Consider the following 23,464-nt stretch of genomic DNA (forward strand, 5'->3'; position numbering starts at 1 on the left):
CGTGGGATGAATGGTACAATGTATGGAAGGATTTTGCCCGTATCCTGTTGAAACAGTGAGAGCAGGAGGGACCTAATGGCTAGTGAGGTGGAAAGGGGATTTCAATGAGCGAGGCAAATATCGACATTCAGCTTTTGGACGAGGTGATGAATAAGACGGTATCTTCCGTGGAGGAAAGCAAAGAGAAAATCTTTGAAATCGCGGAAAATGCCCATAAAGAAAATAACTTCATTACCCTCGAACTTGAAACGCTGCGTAACGAAATTGATCTTGTCATTACGCAGACGGACGAGCTGGAATGGAAGGCGAAGCAAGCCCGGCAGCGCCTGGCTAACATCAGTCGCGGCTTCAAACGGTATAGTGAGCTTGAGATCCGCGAAGCGTATGAGATGGCTAGCCAGATGCAGATCCAGCTCTCTCTTTCCCGTGATAAGGAAAAACACCTTCGCGAGCGGCGGGACGAGCTTGAGCGCCGCCATCGCAATATTTTAAACACCATTGAGAAATCAGAAAACTTGATTTCCCAGATGGGGATTGTGCTAAACTACCTGCAGGGCGACTTACGCAAGGTAGGAGTTGCTCTCGAATCTGCCCATCACCATCAATTGCTGGGGATCCAGATTATTCAGGCGCAGGAAGAAGAACGCAAGCGTGTAGCGAGGGATATTCATGATGGTCCTGCCCAGTCGATGGCGAATGTGGCACTTCGTAGTGAAATCGTAGAAAAAATGTTAAATCAGAACCGGATTGATGAGGCAAAAGGAGAACTCCGGTTATTAAAAGAGCTTACAAGGGCAAGTCTGGTAGATGTACGCAAGATTATTTTTGATCTGCGACCAATGGCCTTAGATGACCTTGGTCTCACTCCTACCCTGAGAAAATACCTCGAAGAATATGAGAAGCGGCATCATATTGAAACTAAACTCACGCTCTTGAGTCCTGAGCGCCGTTTGCAAAGTTCCATTGAAGTGGCAGTGTTCCGGTTGATTCAGGAGTCGCTTAACAATACAGCCAAGCATGCAGATGCGAAGCGGGTAGAAGTAAAACTTGAGTTCAAGCCGAAAAAGGTGCTCTTTATGGTAGCGGATGATGGTATTGGATTTGAGAAGCAGGCCAAAGGAGAGCGTCCGCAATTTGGCATTATGGGTATGCAGGAGCGTGTGAAGTTACTGCAGGGAACGATGAAGATCGACTCGAAGCCAGGGGAAGGAACGGTGCTGTTTTTTGGGATCCCCCTTCGTATCGAAGAAAACATGACAGATGGAGGTAATGAACAATGACAGAGCAAAACATGACAGAGCAAAACATTTCAATTTTACTTGTAGATGACCATAAACTGTTTCGAGAAGGGGTAAAACGTATTCTCGAAATGGAAGAGCGCTTTGTGATTGTAGGAGAAGCATCTGATGGGGAAGAGGCGTGCCAGATGGCAGCCGACCTTCAGCCAGATGTTATTTTGATGGACATTAACATGCCGAAGATGACAGGAGTGCAGGCTACCCAGCGCATTAAGGAGCATGCGCCTGAATCTCGCATTATTATTTTATCGATTCATGACGATGAGAACTACGTGTACAAATCTCTTCGCTCCGGTGCTGCGGGCTATCTGTTGAAAGAGATGGATTCGGATGCGCTGATTGAAGCGATTAATGCGGTAGCGAATGGTGAATCATACGTGCACCCGAAAGTTACAGGTAAACTCATTACTGAATTCCGTCGCCTGAGCACGATTGAGCACAGCCACGAAGAAAATGTGCTGTTAAGCGATATTAGTGATCTTGGAAGCGGTGAGAAGGAAAGCAATATTCTTGCATTGACGCCTCGCGAGCGTGAAGTGCTGCAGCTTATGGCAGAAGGTAAGAGCAATCGCATGATTGGGGAAGAATTGTTTATTAGTGAGAAGACCGTTAAGAACCACGTAAGCAGCATCCTGCAGAAGCTGGACGTACAGGATCGTACGCAGGCGGTTGTCATGTCAATCAAAAACGGCTGGGTGAAGCTTTCCTAATATCTTTGCACGCCTCCCCTTGATTCCGCATACATATGGAATAAAGGGGGGAGTGCAATGGGGCCTGGAATGATACTGGTCGTTACGGCTGCTGTGTACCTCATTGTCACTTGGTTGCTGCGCTGGAGTGTGAACGGGCTTCTTAGCGGAGCGCCGGTGGAAGCTGTATATATGGCTGGGCCATACGCGGCATTCAAAATGTGTGCGCATATGGATCAGGTGGAATATGCGGCGCATTGTACAACATGGTACTCTCTGATAGAAGGGATTCCGGCTGTATTGTATGTGGCGCGGGGCCTTGCAGAAGAAGAAGCGGATCAACAGTTGCTTGAACATGCTCTTTACCGCTGGCCTCATTTACTCGTTATTCAGGAATAAGTTGATATACATGACAAAAAGCGAGGGGATGTATTCCCCTCGCTTTTTGTATGGAGGCGTATGTGTGCTTAGCGCAGCAGGGCACATACAACGAGTGTGAGCAGCGTATAGCCGAGCAGAACCGCACCTGTCATCTGTAGGAGAGATGGTTTTTTGCGTATGGGAGCAGGTGGATGCGTGCGTGTGAGAGCTTCTATACGCTCTTTTTGCTGCCTGCGTCGTGCAAGCAGAATCTTCGCGCCAACAGCAGGCTCGAAGCAGGGATCAGCCTGGGTAGCCCGCTCGTAGTAATCAGCTGCTTTACGAAAGAACCCTTGCTTTTCGCACTGGCGTCCGAGCTCATACAAGGCTCGTACATGGGTGCGGTTTGCTCGCAGTAGCTTCTCATAATAAGATGGATCACTTGTGTTAATGTATGTCGCATTCGCATGTCCGGGAAACAATCGCTTAGTTCGCTCGTGGAAGGTTTTCCGTGCGGGAGAAGGAAAAGAGCGCCTGCGAATCGTTTGTATAGTCATTGGAGTCACCTCTTTGCCCTCATTTTTACCAGAAACACCATCCGACAAACCTTTTCATGAAAAATAAGAAAAATGTAAAAAAAAACCAAAAATAAAAAGGAATACAGAAAATTCTGTCGAAATTAGTAAGGACAGAGTCGGGAGACAGCATCGGAAATATTTAGATGAGTATAAGGAGGGCTATGTATGTTAAAAAATTCACATGTTGAACAGGTACAGGAAGATGGAGGGGTTCAGCTGCCGATGGAAGTGATGGCAAGAACCGGGATTGGCCCTAACGATTCCATTGTCATGCTAGTAACGCAGGATGGGGAGATTGTGCTGCAGAAATATGTGAAGCAGGAGACTGACCAGGACGGGCTGGAGCAGGAGACAGAAGCAAGACCGATGATCGCAGAAGAAGACGAATCATACGGGATCGAAAAATGCCGAAAAGCCAAATAGAAGATTCTATGAAAGAAGCTTGTGTCTGGTTGGAGGGGAGAGCACTTCTGGAGGAGGAAGTAAGCTGGTTATTTCAAAGTAAGCTGCCGGGGTGGAACTGGGAGAGTGTCCTTGCTTTCATGGAGCAGCGAGGACTTCTACAAAAAGATAAAGGGATTGAGCAGATGGGGGCGGGAGAAGAGAAGATCTTCTCCTTTTTTTCTTCTCTTCGCCGCTGGATCGGATATAACTCTCCTGTTTCGTACCGCTGTCGTCGTTGTGGAGCAACAGGCACAGATATCGTGCTTGTATCGTGTGCACGGTGTGAGAAGGATGACTGTCCATACTGTCGCCGCTGTCTCGGGATGGGCCGCAGCCTGGGATGTACATCGTATTACATCATTCCCTCCTTTTTGTCGACCTCGGCATCAGAACAGCCTATTTCTGCGATTCAGCACATTCTCGATGGGTATCCGACGTTAACAACCGCACAGAGGACGGCGGCAGAGGCGATGCTGCGCTTTCGTAGAGAAGAGAAGGAGCCGGATGAGTTCCTTGTCTGGGCGGTGTGTGGAGCAGGTAAGACAGAGGTGATGTTTCCGCTTGTGTATGATGCAATCACTACCGGTTGTCATGTATTGTGGGCGACCCCGCGTCGGGATGTTGTGCTAGAGCTTGCGCCGCGGCTTGCAGCAGCTTTCCCGGATTTTCCGTTATCCGTTTTGCATGGAGCATCTTCGGAAAAGTGGAGCCTTGCACCACTTGTGCTGGCGACAACCCATCAGGCGCTTCGTTTCTATCGGCGATTTGACCTGGTCATCATCGACGAAGTAGATGCGTTCCCCTATCATGGTGATCCTATGCTTCCATTTGCTGTGCAGCGTGCCCGGCAATTGCCGGGCAAAACCGTATACTTAACTGCAACGCCCAGGGAAGAACATCGCAAAAGGCTTGTGAAACCGCACTATGACTCGGACTTTTTGCCACATGTGAAAATCCCCGTTCGTTATCATGGCCACCCGCTTCCGGTACCAGGCAATTGCCGGGTAAGCCAATTAAACGATCGTTTAAGACAAGAAAAGCCAATTCCTGAACTGCTTTCTTTTTTTAACCAGGTCGCAGAACGGGATGGACAAGCTTTTATCTTCGTCGCGTCTATTGCCCGACTGGCAGTGCTCCATCGTTACATCGAACAGCTTGCACCGGAATGGCAGGGAAAGGTGGAAACAGTACACGCAGCTGACCCGGAGCGGGAGACGAAAGTAAGAGCGATGCGAGCAGGAACCATTCGACTCCTGCTTACGACAACGATTATGGAGCGTGGCGTAACCATTGGCGGGGTGGATGTGCTCGTTGTACAGGCAGACGCCTCTCTGTTTGATGAAGCGGCTCTTGTTCAGATCGCCGGGCGTGCAGGGCGTTCGGCTGCTTGCCCAGATGGGACAGTTCTTTTTCTCGCAGAAGAAATTACGCCACATATGAAAGCAGCAGTTCGCCACATTCAGGAGATGAATAGACTTGCGGCAGGAGGTGGAGTGTGATGGTGTTATGGCAGATGGCCAGACGTTTATTACTGGATGCTCTATTTCCGCCATTTCCTCCTTGTTTGTATTGTGGACAGGAAGCAAACGAGAAATCGTTTGCGGCAGGTACATCATTTGTGTGTCAGGACTGCATGAATGGTTTGATTCGGATAAAGGGGTCGATCTGTGCGGTGTGCGGACGGCCCTGGGCACAGAATGAAATCTGCATGGACTGTGCGCGCCGGACGAATCGGGCGTTTTGTCAATCGCGCAGTGCGGTGGCGTATAACGAGACGGCCAAGGAATGGTTGGCCCGGTATAAATATCGTGGAGATCGGGTGCTTGCGCCAGTACTAGCAGCGCTCTTGTATGAGGTGTGGCAGCGAGAGTATGCCAAGCTATGTATAGATGTGATTACATATATGCCACTTCATGAAGAAAGGCTCGTTGAACGGACGTTTAATCAAGCGGAGGAGCTTGCGGGTCTGCTCGGAATGCGCACTGGGGTTCCGGTTTGTCGTTTGCTTACTCGGACACAGGCGACGGAGAAGCAAAGCATGAAAGGGCGGGCTGACCGATTGGCTGCGCTCCAAAATGTTTTTGCTCCGATACCCGCTGATCGTTCGTTCCAGCGTGTCCTGCTTGTAGATGACGTGTATACAACCGGAAGTACGATGGAGGCGGCAGCTTGTGCGATCCGACAGAAGTGGCGGCAGGCGGAGGTATATGGAATAACATGGGCGAGGTAAGCAGAGAATAAAAACGACAGTCTGCATACATCAATTTTTATATAAAAACTATCAATATATTGTAAAAAGAAAGACTGTCCGCTACAATAAAATAAGAAATCACAGTCTAACTATTATGGAGGGAAGTACAATGGCAGCAGAACGTCAAGGAGCAATCACATTTAAAGGAAACCCGGTTACCCTGCTCGGTCAAGAAATTAAAGCAGGAGATAAAGCACCTGATTTCACAGTGCTGGCTGCGGGTCTTAAACCATATTCACTGAATGATGGCACAGGCAAAGTTCGCCTGATCAGTGTTGTACCATCGATCGACACAGGCGTATGTGATGCACAGACGCGTCGCTTCAACGAAGAAGCAGCGAACCTAGCAAACGTAGAAGTACTTACTGTAAGTGTAGACCTTCCGTTTGCACAGGCACGCTGGTGCGGTGCGGCAGGCATTGAGAATGTAAAAATGCTGTCTGATCACCGCGACCTGTCTTTTGGTCAGGCATTCGGCGTAGCCATTAAAGAATTGCGCCTGCTTGCTCGTGCGATTTTTGTACTGGATGCTGAAAACAACGTTACATACGTAGAGTATGTGTCGGAAGCAACGAATCATCCAGACTATGAGAAAGCTATTGCAGCGGCAAAAGCAGCTACAAACTAAAAAATTAGGACTCACTTCCTCTGATTTTTGCAGTACAATAGATACAGTTATTTGTGCGCATATTAGGGGGAGGAAAGTCTTATGTCATTAAATGTTGAGAATTGTATTCGTTGTGGCAGTCTATTCCGAAAGGTTCGTCAGCCGGTTTGTCCGAACTGCCTGAAGAAAATCGATGAGGAATACGAGAAGTGCTACAAATTTATGCGTAAGAAAGAAAACCGGAATTGTAATGTTCATGAGTTAAGTAAAGAAACTGGTGTCTCGCTTCAGCAGATCACGATGTTTATTCTCGAAGGCAGGCTTTCGATTGAGAATAATCCTAACATCGAATATGCCTGCAAAAGCTGCGGCGGTCCGACACGTTCGGGTACTCTTTGTCCGAAGTGTATAGGTAACATCAAAAAAATGGCCGGATACATGCAGGAAGACAAGCAGAGGAACGAGGAGCTTGCTGAGGAAGAACGCCGCAGTAGATCCGGTTTTTATCAAGTTGGACGGGATGAACCAAGAAAAAGTTAAAACTTTGTGATAGAATTGCCGATTACTTTAGTAATAAGTAGTCGGTTTTCTTTTTTGGGAAAACTACGTATAAAGCAGAGGTGAAGAAACATGAGAATTGAACGCCCGAATTCCGTACAGCCGGTAAATCCATACCGCCAGCAGGAGCAGCGTCAGGAAGGAACACGTGCGTACGGAAAGCGTGATCAGCTTGAGATTTCAAGTGAAGCACTTGAAATGCAGCGTGATCAGGAGACAGAAGCGGAGCGTGCTGCACGCATTGAGGAGTTACGAGAACAAGTTCAGGCAGGTACGTATCAGGTGGATGCGAAGCGAGTAGCCGAAAAAATACTTCGTGACGGACTGTAAGAACAAGAAGATGGATGGTGAATCGATATGAGCGACATCTTGGATATTATTGAGATTTTGGAACGGTTGATTGTCGAGCATGACCGCATGATGAAGCTTGCTAATCATAAGAAAGAAGTACTGATTACGGGCAAGATTGATGAGCTAGCTCGCATTGTACAGTTTGAAAGCCGCTGTATCAGCACCATCCAATCTCTTGAACTGGAGCGGGAGAAACAAATCTCGCTCTATTTAATGCAGCGCGGGATTCGCAAGGAAACGTGTTATTTAAGCGATCTCATCGAGCTGGAGTCAAACCCGGATGTCAAGCTAGAGCTGGCGCGTTGTCAGATGCAGCTTGGCAATCTTGTAAAAGAGTTACAGGAGTTGAATCACCTGAATCAGCGGCTCATTGAGCAGTCGCTTGAGTTTGTCAACATGTCGCTGGAGGAGATGACAGCTCCTGCTGAAGAGCCTGTATATAAACCAACGCAGCAGCCGCAGGGCAGAGGCGTGACCCGTTTTTTTGATTCAAAAGCCTAGAAAGAAAACTTTAGGAAAGAGAGGAGAAATAGAATGGTTTCAACATTTTTCGGATTAGAGATCGCAAAAAGTGGGCTTTCTGCTCAGCAGACCGCTTTGAATACAACCGGACATAATATTGCAAATGCGAACACGCCAGGATACAGCAGGCAGCGTGTAAATATGGAGGCATCTCCTGCTTATACAGCGGCAAGTATCGTAACCTACATGGGACCGGCACAAATGGGTACAGGTGTAATGGCAAGTTCGATTGAACGCTTGCGTGAGGCTTTCCTGGATCTCCAGTATCAGGGAGAGAATAAAAATCTGGGTGAATATACGGCGACTACGGATACACTTGAAAAAATTGAAACGATTATGGGCGAACCTTCGGACACAGGGTTCCGTAGTGTTATGGATCAATTTTGGAATTCCTGGCAGAAAGTTTCGCAGCCTTCGTCGGGATATTCTACTCGCGAATTTGTTATTCAACAAGGTCATTCTTTGGCGGAAAACTTTAATTTTATCGATCGAGAACTGAAATCCCTGCAGCAGGATGTGGATTCACAGATTCAAACCAGGGCAGAGCAAATGAATACGATTGTTACACAGGTAGCTGACTTAAATCGCCAGATTATGGATGTTGTACCGCATGGATATGTGCCAAATGATTTGTATGACAAGCGCGATGTACTAATCGATCAATTATCTAACATGCTGGACATTGAAGTGACTCGTAATGATTATGTTGCCTCCGATGGGAAGAAGACGCCAGGTACAGTGGATATTAAGTTGAAGAATCCAAGTACGGATCTGGTTGTAGGGAATGACGCGGCAGATATTAAAGCTGGAGATTCGGGTACACTTGCGAACGGTGGAACAAGACATGGAATATTCGTTAATGGAACTGAAATAGAACCTGATGCAGGAGAAATCTATGGTCTACTGAAGTCGCGCGATACGACAATTACTAGTTATATGAACAAAATGAATGACCTAGCAAATGCGATCATAACACAGGTAAATAGTGCGCATGGGACCGACTTTTTTACAGGTGACTCGGCTGGAAATATGGGAGTGGCCATCACTGATCCGAATGATGTAGCTAAGTCTAGTACACCCGGAGATAATAGTATAGCACTCGCTGTTTATAATCTTAAAACAACGGCTCAGACGATTGGAACTGGGGCTGGAGCTGTTAGTGCTTCATTTGATGATTTTACACGTGGGATGATTACCACGCTTGGTATTGAAACAGAAAAAGCACAGCGGATGAAAGAAAATACGACCAATCTCTTGAAGGAAGTAGATAATCGTCGTCAATCTGTCTCAGGTGTTTCACTTGATGAAGAGATGAGTAACATGATTAAATTCCAGCATGGCTATAACGCAGCCGCCCGTACGATGACTGCAATGGATGAGATGCTAGATAAAATAATTAACAGCATGGGACTTGTAGGGAGATAAGGGGGATAAGTAACGATGCGTATTACACAAAACATGCTAAATAGCGACATGTTGTATAACCTGGATAGTAGTCTGCAGAGAATGGACCGCCTTCAGGAGATGCTTTCTACGGGTAAGAAGGTTTCCAAACCATCGCATGATCCGATTGTAGCGTCACGCAGCATGCTGTTCCGTACTAACATTTCTGAGAACGACCAATTTCGCTCCAATACAGATGAAGCGACGAACTGGCTTGATCAGGCTGAGTCTACTATTTCTCAGGGGAATACCATTCTTACACGTGTAAAAGAATTGGTAACCCAGGCTGCAAATGAAACAAATGGACCGGAAGAACGTCAAAAAATCGGAGCAGAAATTACACAGCTTCGTGATCAACTTGGCGTGTTGGCTAATACAACATTTGCAGGTAAATATATTTTTAGTGGAACCGAGATCGAAACCAAAGCTTTTGATGAAAGTGCTGTACCACCGGATTTAAGTGCAGCTATTAATAGTGATGCAATAAACATTGAGGTTTCAACAGGGATAAAAATCCCGATTAATGTACCGGCAGATGAGTTGTTTAAAGGTACTAATTCCGAGACAACTTTTGATATGTTGGATAAATTGATTACAGACTTGAACTCTCCTACTCTGCAAGATATGCAGGGGCATCTTGGTAAAATTCAGAATCATATTGAGAATTTCCTTAAGGTTCAAGCTTCTGTAGGTGCCCGGACAAACCGGATAGAGTTAACGCAAAATCGCCTTGACACGCAACGTGATGGGACAGAGAAAATGCTGTCAGATGGAGAAGATGCGGATCTGGCTAAAGTTATCATGGATTTGCAAAACAACGAGAATGTTCATCGCGCTGCACTATCAGCGGGCTCGCGCATCATTCAGCCCACCCTTCTAGACTTCTTACGCTAAGAGGTGGTAGAGAATGAATTTACCTCAAATTCAAATTGATCAGACGTTTTATAAGCTTGGCTGGGATGTTCAACGGCCAAGCTATTCGTTTGAGCCGGGAAAAACGGAACTGTCTATCGAACAAAAACCAGCGGAGATGATTTTGCATCGAACGCCTCCAAGTGTACAGATCGACCAGTCAGAATGCTGGGCCGATATGGACTTAAAACATATATTTCGCCGGACTAGAGAGTTTGCCCAGGATGGAAAAGACCAATGGTTGAAATATATCGAAAAAGTAACGCGTGATGGCGAGGCTATGGGGGCGATTGAAAATAGCGGAAATGTAATCCGTAGCCTGGCTAAAGAGAAAAAATTATTGCCTGTTCATGATTTTACATTTCGGAATATTCCAGGTAATCTATCGCTTCATATGCAAGGGATACCGGGAGAGTTGGGCATGGATTGGCAAGTTAACGGAACCACGATTGCTGTTAATCAAACACCTTTTCGACATTACTATGACAAAGGGAGTATTTCCTATTATACGCAGCAGAAGAACCAATTACATTTTCAGGTGCGTGGTGGTACAATTGATACAGTCAAATAGAGATAAAGGAGTGTACACTGTATGACACGTAGCCTGCAATCAAGCTTATATGGAGAATTGGAATATAACGATCAAGACGTATACCATTTTGAAGACGGGGTTCCGGGCTTCCCGCATCTGCGTGAATTCCTGCTTATAACAGTTGAAGAGAGTCCGTTTACAGTTATGCATGCTATAAACGAAGATACGTCTTTCTTTCTCATTAATCCATTTACCCGGTATGAAGGCTATGAGGTTCAGATTCCGAATGCGGCCAAAAAACAACTAAAGATTGAAAATCTCGAAGATGTAGCGCTCTATTCTATCGTAGTGCTTCGTGAACCATTAGAGGATTCAACGGCGAATCTTGCTGCACCTGTCATTTTAAATACGAAAGGAAAGCTAGGAGCTCAAGTGTCACTTGATGCCCCGCAGTTCTCCATCCGCACCCCTCTCTTTGAGAACATCCCTCAAGTGTCAGTGGGAAAGGAAGGAAAGTAGCATGCTTGTACTGCGTCGGAAAGTCGGCGAATCGATTATGATCGGCGAGGGGATCGAGATTAAGGTTATCGCAGTACAGGGTGATCAGGTCAAAATCGGCATTGAAGCGCCGCAAACCGTAAGTGTGTACCGCAAAGAGATTTACGAAGCGATCCAGACGGAGAACTTGCAGGCGAAAGAAGGAATGGAAAAAATCAATGTAGACCAGCTTAAGAAGCTAGGGCTTTCGATTGCGGCACAAAAAAATAAAAAATAATATAGAAAACTGTAAAGTCGTATTGATTCTTTCCGATATTAATAGTGAAGGGGCTACGGCACACTTCATAATCTATCATCTGCTGACAGGGACGTCGGCGGAGAACTTTCAAGGAGGAACTTATTATGATTATCAATCACAATCTTAACGCAATGAACGCTCAACGTCAGATGAGCATCAACATCGGTAGCGCGGGTAAAGACATCGAGAAACTGTCTTCCGGCTTACGCATCAACCGTGCTGGCGACGATGCTGCTGGTCTTTCCATCTCTGAAAAAATGCGCGCGCAAATCCGTGGTCTGAACCAAGCTTCCCGTAACTCTCAGGATGCGATCTCTCTTATCCAAACAGCTGAGGGTGCACTGAACGAGACACACAACATTCTGCAACGTATGCGTGAGCTGGCTGTTCAAGGTGCGAATGACACAAACGTAACGGCTGACCGCAGTGCGATCAAATCAGAGATTGATCAGCTTAATTCAGAAATCACACGTATTTCTCAAAAAACTCAATTCAACGAACAAAATCTTTTAACAGGCTCATTCGCTTCTAAAAATTTCCAAATTGGTCAAAACAAAGGTATTTCCATTACTTTGTCAATTGGAGATATGAGCGCTACGGCTTTGGGTGTAAATGCAGTAGCGGTAGATACTCACGCAAATGCAGCGGATGCAATTTCCACAATTAACAGTGCAATCAAGACAGTATCACAAGAGCGTTCTAAACTAGGTGCGAACCAAAATCGTCTTGAGCATACAATTTCGAACCTTGATAACGCATCAGAGAACCTCCAAGCTGCAGAATCTCGCGTTCGTGATACAGACATGGCAAAACAAATGATGTCATTCACGAAAAACAACGTGCTGACACAAGCGGCACAAGCGATGCTGGCACAAGCCAACCAAGCACCGCAAAACGTTCTTCAATTGTTACGTTAATCGACAACCCGATAGAAAGAAAAAGGTCGACAATAATGTCGGCCTTTTTTTATCGGATAAATAGAGGAAAGGGTGTAGTAAATGCTTGGCAAAAATCTAGAAATGTTGCAAAAACATTACCCTGATCTGCACCAGTCTGTAGTATCTTTCAAGAAAACGGGAAAGTGTGTAGAGGAAAAAAGTAAAAATGGTATGACCAATCTGCAGTATACAAGCGATGATGGAATAAAGATAATGCTTCATAGTCAGTATGACCCAGCTCGTGAAGCTAAGATGTGGGTGAATAACGTCATACTGGATAAAGAAGATTCCCTGGTGATTATCGGGTTAGGTTTAGGATACTATCTGCCTTATTTGCGAGAAAGATATTCAGAGAAGAAACTTATTATTATCGAACCGGATTTAGAAGTGTTTTACCATGCACTGAAGATTCAGGACCTATCTACTTATTTCGCAGATGATAATATCGTATTCTTAGTAGAGCATATTCCGTATATGATAGCTACGTCATTACAAGGATATGTACAATCACATAAAATTAAAGAATTTTACATAAGTGAATTGCCTATATATAGGCGAGTATACGGTGAGTATATAAAAAATGTATATAGAGACATTCAAGAGCAGATTCGTACCATAACGATTAATATGCATACAGAGATACTGTTTTCAAAACAATGGTTATCCAATCTATTTAAGAATCTCCCTTCCATGACCTCTTTCCCTTCCGTTAAGAAATTAGCAGGAAACTTCAAGGGAGTTCCTGCTGTTATTGTCGCTGCCGGACCATCGTTAGAAAAAAATATGCACATATTGAAGCAGATCTATGATAGAGCCCTTATTATTTCAGTAGGATCATCAGCGAATATTCTCGAAAGGAATGGGATTATACCTCATATTGTGATGGGGGTAGATGGTGGAGAAGGAGAAGCGAATATTTTTGAAAATTTGACCAATCATAGTCCGCTCTTTGTTTATGCAAATACGGTGCATCATCGAGCAATTGAATCATACAATGGGAAAAAAATGTGGCTGATTATGACGGTTGAGAAGGTAATGCCACAACTTGATAAACAACTAGATGGGGAAAATCCTGTCATACAGTCAGGACCATCAGTTGCGAACATAGCTCTTGCATTTGCAGACTATCTTCAATGCTCACCTATTATGTTAATTGGACAAGATTTAGCTTATACGAATACGAAGCTGTATGCTGATGGAGCTGTACATCAAGCAGATCCAGATCTTGTTGAAAAGTTCAAATCAAATTCTAGTTATGTAAAAATGAAGGGTATCAATGGAGAAGATATTTATACGAAGAAACCATTTCTTAGCATGAAAAAGTGGTTTGAAGATTATGTTACTATTTTTGAAAGAAATACGAATATCTATAATTGCACAGAAGGTGGATTGCCTATCAAAGGAATTCCAAATTATACATTTCAGCATTGCGTAGATGAATTTTGTACGAGGTTTTATCCAATCGAAGAAAAAATCAAGAAGGTATACGAAGAAGGGGAAGGTCTTAATAAAGAGAAAGTAAGTCATCTGATGGGGAGAATAAAAGAGGAGATCGAGGAGATTGTAATTCTCTCCGGGGAAAGACTAAAGAAACTCGAAAAAATAAAACCAGATGATCTGTGCTTTGACAAGGATTTTTCCGATATTATTAAAGTAGGCGAAAAAATAGAACAGACATTTACATATGACTCTATTATTGCACATTCAGTGAATTGGTATCTGAATTTCCAGACACGTCATGCATATGAACAGATGGAAAGAGAAAAGGCTCAATCCACGGAAGAAAAACGCAAATCACTTCTTGGAGATTTGTTAATACAGTATGCTTTTATTCATGACTATATCAAATTAGCGAAAGAAACTATAGAGGAGTGGGAGTAATCATGCAAGAACAACAAATAAATAAGATTGAAGTGTTGGAAACAGCACAAGAATATATGGTGAAGTTATGCCAAGGGATTGAAACAGCTGGGGAGTATCTAATGGCTGGCAATGAAGGAGAAGCGTTGAATTATGTGGTGCAAATTATTGAAGGATTACAATGGCTATTAGAGGTAATTGTACTAACCCAAGATGCACAAAAAGAGTCGATTGATATTACTGAAATGCTGGCATATTTCCACGAGGCAAGAGAAGCATTGGAAAATCAAGACTATATTCTGCTCTCAGACTTACTAAGCTATGAAGTGGCACCTATTCTTGAAGGTTGGCAGCAGAAAAATGCAATGAATTTGTGAGGGAAAGATGTTCTGGAAAAAAAACGTAACGCTTCTCAAAAGAAAGTCAGTAGCTTTATATCAGGAAGTTTGCCGTCATTCCATTGATGAAACAGTGTATCAAGTAATGGAAAGTAGCAACAAAGAGGCATATACCGTACAAATTAGGCAACAGAGATATGATCGAAAGCAGTATTTTTTTTTACATAGCAAATATCATCCATACAAAGAGGCTGTTGCATTTGCTGAGGGGAATTACAATGCACAGCCTGAAGAGCTAGTGCTTTATGGATTCGGCTTAGGATACCATGTAATAGAGGTCGGCAAGAGGCTACAAGGAAATCAACGATTATCTGTGTTTGACATCAATCTCGATATTTTTTGTCTGGCCATGCACTATGTGGATTTAGAATCAGTATTTATACATCCAAATATTATCTTATGTGTTTCGGAAGATGGACAAGAGGTGGCCGGCCAGTTACGTTCTGTACTGCATAATCAATCAAAGCTAATGTTACACATGCCTTCTGTGCGCGCGATGCCTGATCAATATGAAAAGTTACGCTTTGTCCTGGAAGATTGGAATATCCAGCAATCTGCCCGGTCCGATTATTTTGAGCTGATTCAGGCTAACTATCGGGAGAACCGAATGAATCAACACTCGAATGTGTCAAGTTTATTTGGTTCATTGCAGGGGAAGCCGATTGTGATCGTTTCAGCAGGACCATCACTAAATAAGAACGGTCATTTGTTGGCACAAGTCAAGGAGAAAGCATTTATATTTGCTGTCGGATCTGCTTTAAAACCTCTTTTACGTATGGGTGTGACTCCAGATATGTTCTGTATTATGGACCCGCAACAAATCACGTATAAACAAATAGAAGGCTATGAAAACCTAGATATTCCATTTGTTTATCTGGATAGTGTTCATCCATATACAGTAGAAAAATACCAAGGCCCTAAATATGTTGCATCTAGTGACATTTCCGATGTCCCTGATACACAGAAAGTCCAGTATGGCGGCTCGGTAGCGACGGCTGTTATGGATATGGCGATTCGATTTGGGGGCAATCCAATTGTATTTGTTGGGCAGGATTTGGCCTATACAAATAACGAACATCATGCGGATGGTAGCATGTATGGTGAAGAGAAATATATTGAGCCTGTTTCCACAATGAGGAAAGTGAAAGGGCAAAATGGAGAATGGCTTTATACGAGAATGGGATTGCTTAGTTTTAAACACTGGATTGAAAATAAAATTTCTGATCATCCTTCATTAACGTTTATTAATGCGACAGAAGGCGGGGCTCTTATTGAGGGGTGTGAGCATATCTCACTGCAAAATTTTATCTCATTATATTGTGATCGTTGATTCAGTAGAAAGAAGAGTAGGGAAGGATTGGGCATAGTGAACTCTTTTTTTACAGATAAAAAAGTACTGATTATCGGTGGGACGGGTACGATTGGGCAAAGTCTTTTGAAACGGCTTTTGCTGCAAAATCCGTCTGTTATACGAATTTTTAGCCGAGATGAGCATAAGCAGTTTGAATTGCAGCAGCAAATGAATGAGTTTCATAACATCCGTTATTTAATCGGAGATGTGCGTGATGCTGCTCGTCTAGAGCGTGCGATGCAGGGGATTGATTACGTATTTCATGTAGCAGCTATGAAGCATGTCCCTGCATGTGAATACAATCCATTTGAAGCGGTGCAGACGAATATTGTTGGTACGCAAAATGTCATTCAGGCTGCCCTAAACTCAGGAGTTAAAAGAGTTGTATTTACAAGCACAGATAAGGCGATCTCTCCTACTAATACATATGGTGCCTCTAAGCTTATGGCGGAGCGCCTTATTTCTTCAGCCCAGTATCACAGCGGTGCCAATGAAACAATATTTGCTGCTGTCCGTTTTGGAAATGTGATGGGCTCAAGAGGATCGGTTATTCCTTTGTTTAAATCACAAATTCGTACAAACAACGAAATTACTGTTACCGACATGAGTATGAGTCGTTTTATGATGACCGTGAATCAGGCAACTTCTTTAACGATGCGTGCGATGGAGCGAGCGCTAGGAGGAGAGGTATTTGTTTTGAAAATGCCGGTGATAAGCTTGGCTGATTTAGCCTCTGTTATTATTGAGGAAACTGCTGCAAAATTTGAGTTTGATCCAGCTACTATATCCATTCGGGAAATTGGGTTGCGTCCAGGGGAGAAAATGTATGAAGAGCTAATGACATATGAGGAAGCTACGGGTGCCCTGGAACTTCCGGATATGTTTGTTATTCCAAATGCATATGTAGGGCGGGAATATCGATACGAGGATGCAAAGCCAGCAGATAAGCAGAGTTATAGCTCATATGAAGTAGTTCCTTTAAGTAAACAAGACGTTAGAATACTATTGAGAGAAGAAGGATTACTTTAAAGATAATACTAGAAATACGAGGTAGCGCTATAATGAAAACGATTATTATTATTCAAGCCAGAATGGGATCTTCTCGTTTGCCAGGTAAGGTGTTGAAAGAGTTAGGAGATACAATAGTATTGGATTACGATGTTTCTCGCTGTCGAGAAATTCAGCCCATTCATGATGTGATTGTAGCCACCTCCCTATTAAGTCAGGATGATACGATAGAAGAGTGGTGTACTAAAAACGATGTGGCAGTATTTAGGGGTTCCGAACACGATGTTTTGTCAAGATATTATGAATGTGCAAAATTATACAATCCAGATCATGTGATTCGTGTAACATCAGATTGTCCATTTGTTGATTATAAATTTGCCAACTCTATTGTAAAACATATGCAACAGAACCCTGTTGATGTAGCGAGAATAGAAGGAGATTTACCACGTGGATTAGCTATTGAAATGCTGTCTTTTGATGCTTTGGAGTACATACATCGAAACGGTCATGAACCGAGACATCGAGAACACGTAACATATTACGCTTATGAATATGCAGATCAATTTACTTCTACATGGATTAGTGCACCAGTATCAATGCGACATCCACAACTTCGTATTACGCTTGATACTAAAGAGGACTATGCTCTTTGTCGGGCAATAGCTGAAAATTTTGTTGGTGATAAGTTAATATCTTCTCAGCAGGTGGTAGATTACTTGTTGGAAAATCCAGAGATAGCTAAATTAAATGCACATATTCAGCAAAAGCCGGTTATATAAAGACGTATGATAAAAGTGAAGTGTTTATAGAAAATCCCCTCACAGTTAGCAATGAGGGGATTAGTTTTTTATACAGCCCATGTTAATCGTTTACTAGGATACTATAGAATAAAGAGTCATGCCATTTTCCTTCTGACCAGTGTGTTTCCCGATGTTTTCCATCTTGAGTGAATCCTAACTGATCAAATAGCCTTTTCTTCGGTTCATCAAAGTCATAGATTTCAGCCCAGATTCTATGAAGGCCCAATTCTTCAAAACCGTACTTTACCAATAATTTTCCTGCATCAGGGGCAAAAAAATCATCAATATATATATTGTCTTTTCCAATATAAATTGAAAAATCTGCACTTTTGTTAACCCAGTCTATGTAACATAAACCACATGCACCGATTAATGAGTGTGTTTCCTGATCAATGATCGAAAACATCAAAGTATTTCGATCTTGCAGTACGACTCGCTCATACCACATGGTTTGATTTTCCATGCTTAACTCTCTGTACTCCCGAAAATAACGTCGATATTCAGGTTGGTTTCTCCACGTTAATAACTGTGGCAGATCTTCTTTTTCGATCGCCCGGAGGCAAACCTTTTCTGCTTTTAACATTTTTCCACCTCAAAGTCTGCAAGATACAATGCCTCGCCATGTTTTTTATTTGAACGTAGTTTCTTTCCGATTACACAATGTAGTTCGTAAGGCTCTAAAGCTCCTGATGGAGCTGGACGTAAGCATTCGATATCATCTTCGCTCAGTATTTCCCCTGCGTTCATGTCACGAGGTACACGTAAACAACGCCGTTGAAGTACAACCGTTTCTTCTTCATTTTTTTCTACTCGCTTTGTTCCATCCCCAAGTGAGAATTCAAGTTCGCGACTTCTATCTACCATTTCTCTCCACGTTTTTGGATTCATGGAAAAAGGATGGTCTGGGCCAATTCGATTGTTATCATCAGTAAAATGTTTTTCGATTACTCTTGCTCCTAATGCAATGGCTCCCAGTACAGTGGAATGTCCTGGTGTGTGATCGGAAAGTCCTAGTAATAATCCAGGGTATTTCTTCGTATATGTAAGTAACACATTAAGGTTTACATATTTGAAATTTTCCAGACTTCCTGTGTAATTTGTATTACATTGTAGTAAAATTAGCTGTTTATTAAGTCTGGTAACAGCTTCAATAGCTCGATCAACATCCTTCATAGTAGAAGCACCTGTTGCTAAAATAACAGGCTTCTCTCTTTGTGCCACTTGTTCGAGAAAATCTATCCAGGTAATGTCCCCGGAACCAATCTTATAAGCAGGTATATATTGATCTAATAGCGTCAGAGCCTCCGAGTCATATGGAGTTGTCATAAAGTCAATCTGGGCTTCCGCTGCCGTTTTTGCCAATTCTTCACTCCAAGACCGATTACATTCATATTGTTCAAATACTTCATACACACTTTTTTTCCAGGTAGCTTGGTGACTCCCATGCAAGCTAAGGCTTTTAAACCCGTAGTCGCTAACAATTTTTTCGGCCTTAAAATGTTGGAATTTTGCTGCATCAGCCCCGGCTTCTTTAGCAAGCCATATTAATTCCTTGGCGCGTTCAAGATCTCCATCATGGTTGGATGCAATATCAGCGATGAAATAAGAAGGAGAGTCAATGGATATTTTTCTTCCGTTAATATAAATAATATCTTGATACTTCATTAATAACGCCTCCTATACTCTGAAGCTAAGCTTTCGACTACTTGTGTTAAATTTGGGAGTGAGCGACCTAAAACTTTTTCGGTTTTTGATACCTCAAGCCCTAAACTCTCAGCGCGAACTACATTACATAGGGATGTTACACTCCCTATTGAAGTTCGATTTGTTAACGAAAAACCAAGTTGCTCGGCCAGTGCTGAAATAAACTGCTTTTTAGTTGACACTTCTTTGCTTGCAAGATTGATAGTACCCGTAATTTTTTTTGGTATTAAATCAAATAAGGCGGTAGAGAAGTGTGCAACATCAATGCTTGATGTGTAGAAGTCATCGAATAAAGTTAAATGTTCTCTTTCATCTTGGAATTTTTTAATTATTTCTTCCACAAAAGTAGGTTGATCTGGACGATCTCGAAAACCTACGATGTTAGTTCGTACTACTAGTGAATTTTGATAAGTTAAAGCAAAGAGTTCACCTACGTATTTAGTACGTGCGTATTCGTTTAATAATGAAATGGGGCTTGACTCATTATGCAAGAGGTTTTTATCTCCTGTATAATAATGATCGGTAGAAATTTGGATAAAATAAGCTCCTAATTTTTCCGCCTGTTTTGCTATAATACTAACTGCACGGCCATTTACTAGGTAAGCATAATCAGGTTTTTTTTCGCACAAGCTTAAATTAGTAATAGCTGCAGTGTTTATGATAACATCAGGGCGTACATACTCTATTTTTTCTTGTATATCAATATCGTTAGTAATCTCTATAGTAGTCTGTGATCCAGTTCTACTTGAGCCTATGCTTTCGATCCCTCTATAGGTTGCCTCTTTTATTAATGCCTGACCTAACATGCCTGTAGAGCCAATGATAAGTACCTTCATAACTCTTTTTCCTCCGAAATCTCATATGAGATGTATTATACATGCATTCTAGCTCTTTTTTATTTTGCCTGATTTTAAAATTTATCTCAATGATGAACCTCATTCATATAACGTAAAAATTAAGAATCTAATTCAATTTTGCTCTTGCACAACCGATAATAATTATAAATATAGTCATTGACAATATCGGAGGCGATTAAAATGCCAAATATGAGAATTACTGGAATGTCGGGGTTTGATACAGAAGGTACTGTGAAAAAGTTAATGGATGCTGAGCGTATTCCACTTAATAAAATGATGGGACAGCAGCAAGTTCTACGGTGGAAGCAGGATTTGTATCGTGACATTAACAAGAGTTTTGCTGCTCTAAACAGTGCTGTAGATAAGATGCGCTACGTATCAAGCTGGGGCTCATACAAAGTCTCATCTTCTAACAGTGGTGCAGTCTCGGTTACAAATGGAAGTGCAAATGGAGAAGCGACGCATTCAATAGAAGTAACACGTCTTGCGGAAACTGCTAAGAAGACAGGAACATCGCTTGCTACCCTTTCGACAAGTGATGTCATTCAAGGTAACATATATTTGGCTCCGCCTGCTACGTTGCCTGATTTTTCGTCACCTCGCTCTATGAGTGTAGCGTTTGGTGGAGTTACAAAAACGATCCAGATTACGAGCGCTGATAATGTAAAAGATACTGATACTTTACAATCAGCTTTACAAAGTAAACTGGATGCTGCTTTTGGAAGCGACGCTATCGCTGTTGATTTGAGTACAGGAAGTATTACCATGAAGCCGGGTGTAGCATTTGCTGCCTCTAAGCCAGGAATTAAAGTAATGAACTATGGAAGCGATGCGCTGGCAACTGAGCTCGGACTTGATGGTTTAACATCTAAAATTGAACTTACTACTAAAATTGAAGACCTTAGAAGTAAATTAGGTATTAGTAGCACTGTTGATATTGTTGGACAAAAGGATATTACGACTCTTGCTTCCAACTATTTTACATCTACATCCCCATCGCCGCGCCAGATGAATATAGAAATTAATAACATTTCGCACACAATCGATATCCCAAGTGACGGTAGTGTTACGAACGCAAATCTGGCAACATATTTGCAATCTCAGATTGAAAGTATACCTGGAGTTGGTGCGGGAAACGTAGCTGTTACGGAAGACCCATCTACTCATCAGCTTAAAATAAATACTGCGGGAGCACTGGCAGGCCAGAAGATCAAAATAGCGAACAGTGGAAAAGATACGCTAGCAGCAGACTTAGGACTGAATGGTCAGAGCAATTTTGATTTAACAGGAATTCAGATTAACGGGGCGAATATCCCTCGCGTATCCGCAGGACAATCCGTACAGTCGTTAATGAATGCCATTAGTGCTTCGAGCGCTGGTGTGCGACTTTCCTATGAAAATACAAATCAGACATTCTCGTTTACAAGCAAAGACTCCGGTGCTACGTCGATGGTTAATTTCTCTGGAAGTAATGGCGCAGGGCTCGATTTTCTAAACAAGATTGGAGTTTCACCAGCTACTTCCGTATATGGTCAGGATGCAGAAGTGAAAATCGATGGAATAACGATGACACGTAGCAGCAATACGTTTACACAGGATGGAGTTACGTATACACTTAACCAAGTTACAACGGGACCGGTTGGGGTGAATGTGCAGCAGGATACAGACGGGATATTTGAAAAAATCTCTGATTTTGTCACGAAGTATAATGATATGGTATCCCTTGTTTCTGGGAAACTTACAGAGAAAACAACATATCGTAAATATGCGCCTTTGAATGCTGACCAGAAGCAAGCGATGAAAGATACAGAGATTACGATATGGGAGGAGAAAGCAAAAGGCGGTCTGCTGCATAATGACTCGATGTTGAAGAGTGCTTTGGACGATTTGCGTTCTCGCGTGACAAGTCCAGTCTCGGGAACAAAGCCGGGAGATCCTAGCATGTTGTCACAGATCGGAATTGATACATCGAAAAATATGAGTGAAAGTGGAAAGCTAGTCATTGATGAAGAAAAGCTGCGTAAAGCTATCTCTGATAATCCTAGTGGTGTAATTGCTCTGTTTACAGCTAAATCATCTGTAAGTGACAAAAAATCTGAGCAATATAAGAGTGAAAGCGGGATTGCCGTTCGACTGTTTCAGAGAATCGACGTGTTTAATCATGGTATTATGGATGAAATCAATACTAAAATTGAGAACAAGTTGAATGCCTCAGACAGTTCAGCACTTGAAAAACAAATTCAGGATTTCCAACGTCGGATTGATGATATGAATACGAGTTTATCTCAAAAAGAAGATGCATATTACCGTAAATTCGCTGCGGTAGAAAAAGCGTTATCTAACGCTAATTCGCAGAGCAGTTGGCTGGCTTCACAATTAGGTGGAGGAAAATAAGCATAATAAGAAAATAGGAGGATTCAGTGATGAAAATTTCTGATCAAGCTTTTTCGTCGTCTTTTCCCCCTCCGCCCCAGGAACCAGCAGGTACACCTGCTCACGAATTAAAGAATGAGAAGGGGACAGAAGCAAAGCTCCCTACATCGATCGAACTTCGAAATAAGCCGGAGTATGATCTAAGTATCTCTGATGCTGCAATCAAAAAGCAGATGGAACGCATTGCTAAATTAATGGACGGAACAAAGGTGAATCTTGAGATCTCCTTCCACAAAGATGTGCACCAGATGATTGTAAAGGTGATTGATGCTGAAACAAGTAAGGTAATTAGAGAAATACCTCCAGAGAAGATTGTAGACATGGTTGCTCAATGGATGAAGCAGGCTGGGCTGATTATTGACAAGAAAATGTAATAAGATTGAAAGGAGAGTTTCTTGATGAGTGGCATTCTAGCCAAGCAAACCTATCAGCAAAACGCTGTGAAAACTGCTTCCCCAGGCTCATTAACATTGATGCTTTATAAGGGAGCTGTACGATTTATTAATGCAGCTATTCAAGACTTGCAGCAAGGTAAGTATGAAGATGCACATAAACATAATGTGCGAGCGCAGGATATTGTTAATGAACTCATGATTACCTTAAATAAGGATATTCCAATTTCTAAAGAACTTTTAAAGATGTATGACTACATTCATTATCGTTTGGTACAGGCGAACGTCTACAAAGATGTTGCTATGCTCGAAGAGGCCAAAGGATATATGGAAGAGTTCGTAGAAGTATGGGAACAGGTTATGAAGAAGGCCAAGGCGTAAC

General features: G+C 42.7%; 28 protein-coding genes. 24 read left to right on the top strand and 4 right to left on the bottom strand.

Translation table 11 applies throughout. The features are described from left to right. Positions 1-104 precede the first annotated feature (104 nt). Genes PO771_RS01455 through PO771_RS01465 form a run of 3 tightly spaced genes read left to right on the top strand, consistent with a single transcriptional unit; the run spans position 105 to position 2,386 of the window. The gene (locus PO771_RS01455; protein ID WP_272561544.1) at positions 105-1,280 is read left to right on the top strand and encodes a sensor histidine kinase; all 1,176 of its coding nucleotides are present in this window, start codon (positions 105-107) and stop codon (positions 1,278-1,280) included. Beyond that, the gene (locus PO771_RS01460; RefSeq protein WP_272561545.1) at positions 1,277-2,008 is read left to right on the top strand and encodes a response regulator; all 732 of its coding nucleotides are present in this window, start codon (positions 1,277-1,279) and stop codon (positions 2,006-2,008) included. Before PO771_RS01455 ends, PO771_RS01460 begins: the two co-directional genes overlap by 4 nt. A gap of 57 nt (positions 2,009-2,065) precedes the next feature. Then, positions 2,066-2,386, top strand: coding sequence for a hypothetical protein (locus PO771_RS01465; RefSeq protein ID WP_272561546.1), 321 nt, complete (start codon positions 2,066-2,068; stop codon positions 2,384-2,386). A gap of 68 nt (positions 2,387-2,454) precedes the next feature. Here PO771_RS01465 and PO771_RS01470 read toward each other — a convergent pair whose 3' ends face one another. Further along, positions 2,455-2,904, bottom strand: coding sequence for a tetratricopeptide repeat protein (locus PO771_RS01470; protein ID WP_272561547.1), 450 nt, complete (start codon positions 2,902-2,904; stop codon positions 2,455-2,457). 186 nt (positions 2,905-3,090) lie between these two features. On the opposite strand from PO771_RS01470, the gene PO771_RS01475 reads away from it, so the two are divergent. From PO771_RS01475 to PO771_RS01560, 18 genes are all read left to right on the top strand, one after another. After that, entirely contained in the window at positions 3,091-3,348 is a 258-nt protein-coding gene (locus tag PO771_RS01475; RefSeq protein ID WP_272561548.1) for a hypothetical protein, read from the top strand. Then, a complete protein-coding gene (locus PO771_RS01480) occupies positions 3,330-4,868 on the top strand; it encodes an ATP-dependent helicase ComFA (protein WP_272561549.1) in 1,539 nt (512 codons plus the stop codon). Before PO771_RS01475 ends, PO771_RS01480 begins: the two co-directional genes overlap by 19 nt. Next, on the top strand, positions 4,868-5,599 hold the full coding sequence (locus PO771_RS01485) for a ComFC family protein (RefSeq protein ID WP_272563080.1): 732 nt from the start codon (positions 4,868-4,870) through the stop codon (positions 5,597-5,599). The genes PO771_RS01480 and PO771_RS01485 overlap by 1 nt, the downstream gene beginning before the upstream one ends. 130 nt (positions 5,600-5,729) lie before the next feature. Beyond that, positions 5,730-6,248, top strand: a complete 519-nt coding sequence (gene tpx, locus PO771_RS01490) for a thiol peroxidase (protein WP_272561550.1) — start codon at positions 5,730-5,732, stop codon at positions 6,246-6,248. Positions 6,249-6,329: 81 nt separating this feature from the next. Further along, the gene (locus PO771_RS01495; protein ID WP_272561551.1) at positions 6,330-6,767 is read left to right on the top strand and encodes a flagellar protein; all 438 of its coding nucleotides are present in this window, start codon (positions 6,330-6,332) and stop codon (positions 6,765-6,767) included. Between the two features lie 90 nt (positions 6,768-6,857). Then, positions 6,858-7,115: a flagellar biosynthesis anti-sigma factor FlgM gene (gene flgM, locus PO771_RS01500; RefSeq protein WP_272561552.1), complete on the top strand. Its 258-nt coding sequence runs from the start codon at positions 6,858-6,860 to the stop codon at positions 7,113-7,115. Between the two features lie 27 nt (positions 7,116-7,142). Further along, a complete protein-coding gene (locus tag PO771_RS01505; RefSeq protein ID WP_272561553.1) occupies positions 7,143-7,637 on the top strand; it encodes a flagellar protein FlgN in 495 nt (164 codons plus the stop codon). Between the two features lie 33 nt (positions 7,638-7,670). Continuing rightward, positions 7,671-9,083 (top strand): flagellar hook-associated protein FlgK, encoded by a 1,413-nt coding sequence (flgK, locus tag PO771_RS01510; protein ID WP_272561554.1) that lies wholly within the window; start codon positions 7,671-7,673, stop codon positions 9,081-9,083. 15 nt (positions 9,084-9,098) lie between these two features. After that, complete coding sequence (flgL, locus tag PO771_RS01515) at positions 9,099-9,995, top strand: flagellar hook-associated protein FlgL (RefSeq protein ID WP_272561555.1); 897 nt, start codon at positions 9,099-9,101, stop codon at positions 9,993-9,995. A gap of 13 nt (positions 9,996-10,008) precedes the next feature. Further along, on the top strand, positions 10,009-10,584 hold the full coding sequence (locus PO771_RS01520) for a DUF6470 family protein (RefSeq protein WP_272561556.1): 576 nt from the start codon (positions 10,009-10,011) through the stop codon (positions 10,582-10,584). 21 nt (positions 10,585-10,605) lie between these two features. After that, on the top strand, positions 10,606-11,064 hold the full coding sequence (fliW, locus tag PO771_RS01525; protein ID WP_272561557.1) for a flagellar assembly protein FliW: 459 nt from the start codon (positions 10,606-10,608) through the stop codon (positions 11,062-11,064). Between the two features lies 1 nt (position 11,065). Beyond that, the gene (csrA, locus tag PO771_RS01530; protein WP_272561558.1) at positions 11,066-11,320 is read left to right on the top strand and encodes a carbon storage regulator CsrA; all 255 of its coding nucleotides are present in this window, start codon (positions 11,066-11,068) and stop codon (positions 11,318-11,320) included. 125 nt (positions 11,321-11,445) lie between these two features. Next, complete coding sequence (locus tag PO771_RS01535) at positions 11,446-12,258, top strand: flagellin N-terminal helical domain-containing protein (RefSeq protein WP_272561559.1); 813 nt, start codon at positions 11,446-11,448, stop codon at positions 12,256-12,258. 81 nt (positions 12,259-12,339) lie between these two features. Then, complete coding sequence (locus PO771_RS01540) at positions 12,340-14,160, top strand: motility associated factor glycosyltransferase family protein (RefSeq protein WP_272561560.1); 1,821 nt, start codon at positions 12,340-12,342, stop codon at positions 14,158-14,160. Positions 14,161-14,162: 2 nt separating this feature from the next. Continuing rightward, the gene (locus PO771_RS01545) at positions 14,163-14,516 is read left to right on the top strand and encodes a DUF8042 domain-containing protein (protein WP_272561561.1); all 354 of its coding nucleotides are present in this window, start codon (positions 14,163-14,165) and stop codon (positions 14,514-14,516) included. 7 nt (positions 14,517-14,523) lie between these two features. Next, complete coding sequence (locus PO771_RS01550; protein ID WP_272561562.1) at positions 14,524-15,867, top strand: motility associated factor glycosyltransferase family protein; 1,344 nt, start codon at positions 14,524-14,526, stop codon at positions 15,865-15,867. 36 nt (positions 15,868-15,903) lie between these two features. After that, positions 15,904-16,917, top strand: a complete 1,014-nt coding sequence (locus PO771_RS01555; RefSeq protein ID WP_272561563.1) for a UDP-N-acetylglucosamine 4,6-dehydratase family protein — start codon at positions 15,904-15,906, stop codon at positions 16,915-16,917. A 32-nt stretch (positions 16,918-16,949) separates the two neighbouring features. Continuing rightward, positions 16,950-17,675 (top strand): glycosyltransferase family protein, encoded by a 726-nt coding sequence (locus PO771_RS01560; protein WP_272561564.1) that lies wholly within the window; start codon positions 16,950-16,952, stop codon positions 17,673-17,675. Between the two features lie 82 nt (positions 17,676-17,757). Here PO771_RS01560 and PO771_RS01565 read toward each other — a convergent pair whose 3' ends face one another. Genes PO771_RS01565 through PO771_RS01575 form a run of 3 tightly spaced genes read right to left on the bottom strand, consistent with a single transcriptional unit; the run spans position 17,758 to position 20,236 of the window. Continuing rightward, positions 17,758-18,279, bottom strand: a complete 522-nt coding sequence (locus PO771_RS01565) for a GNAT family N-acetyltransferase (protein ID WP_272561565.1) — start codon at positions 18,277-18,279, stop codon at positions 17,758-17,760. Beyond that, a complete protein-coding gene (locus PO771_RS01570; protein ID WP_272561566.1) occupies positions 18,273-19,361 on the bottom strand; it encodes an N-acetylneuraminate synthase family protein in 1,089 nt (362 codons plus the stop codon). The genes PO771_RS01565 and PO771_RS01570 overlap by 7 nt, the downstream gene beginning before the upstream one ends. Beyond that, on the bottom strand, positions 19,361-20,236 hold the full coding sequence (locus PO771_RS01575) for an SDR family oxidoreductase (protein WP_272561567.1): 876 nt from the start codon (positions 20,234-20,236) through the stop codon (positions 19,361-19,363). Before PO771_RS01575 ends, PO771_RS01570 begins: the two co-directional genes overlap by 1 nt. 201 nt (positions 20,237-20,437) lie before the next feature. Here PO771_RS01575 and fliD point away from each other — a divergent pair, with 201 nt between their 5' ends. From fliD to fliS, 3 genes are read left to right on the top strand one after another with little or no spacing between them, the layout of a single operon-like run. Continuing rightward, positions 20,438-22,651, top strand: coding sequence for a flagellar filament capping protein FliD (gene fliD, locus PO771_RS01580; RefSeq protein WP_272561568.1), 2,214 nt, complete (start codon positions 20,438-20,440; stop codon positions 22,649-22,651). 29 nt (positions 22,652-22,680) lie between these two features. Further along, positions 22,681-23,064, top strand: a complete 384-nt coding sequence (locus tag PO771_RS01585; protein WP_272561569.1) for a flagellar protein FlaG — start codon at positions 22,681-22,683, stop codon at positions 23,062-23,064. Positions 23,065-23,088: 24 nt separating this feature from the next. Continuing rightward, on the top strand, positions 23,089-23,463 hold the full coding sequence (gene fliS / locus PO771_RS01590; RefSeq protein WP_272561570.1) for a flagellar export chaperone FliS: 375 nt from the start codon (positions 23,089-23,091) through the stop codon (positions 23,461-23,463). Position 23,464 lies beyond the last annotated feature (1 nt).

Source organism: Aneurinibacillus uraniidurans (assembly GCF_028471905.1).
Taxonomy (GTDB): domain Bacteria; phylum Bacillota; class Bacilli; order Aneurinibacillales; family Aneurinibacillaceae; genus Aneurinibacillus; species Aneurinibacillus uraniidurans.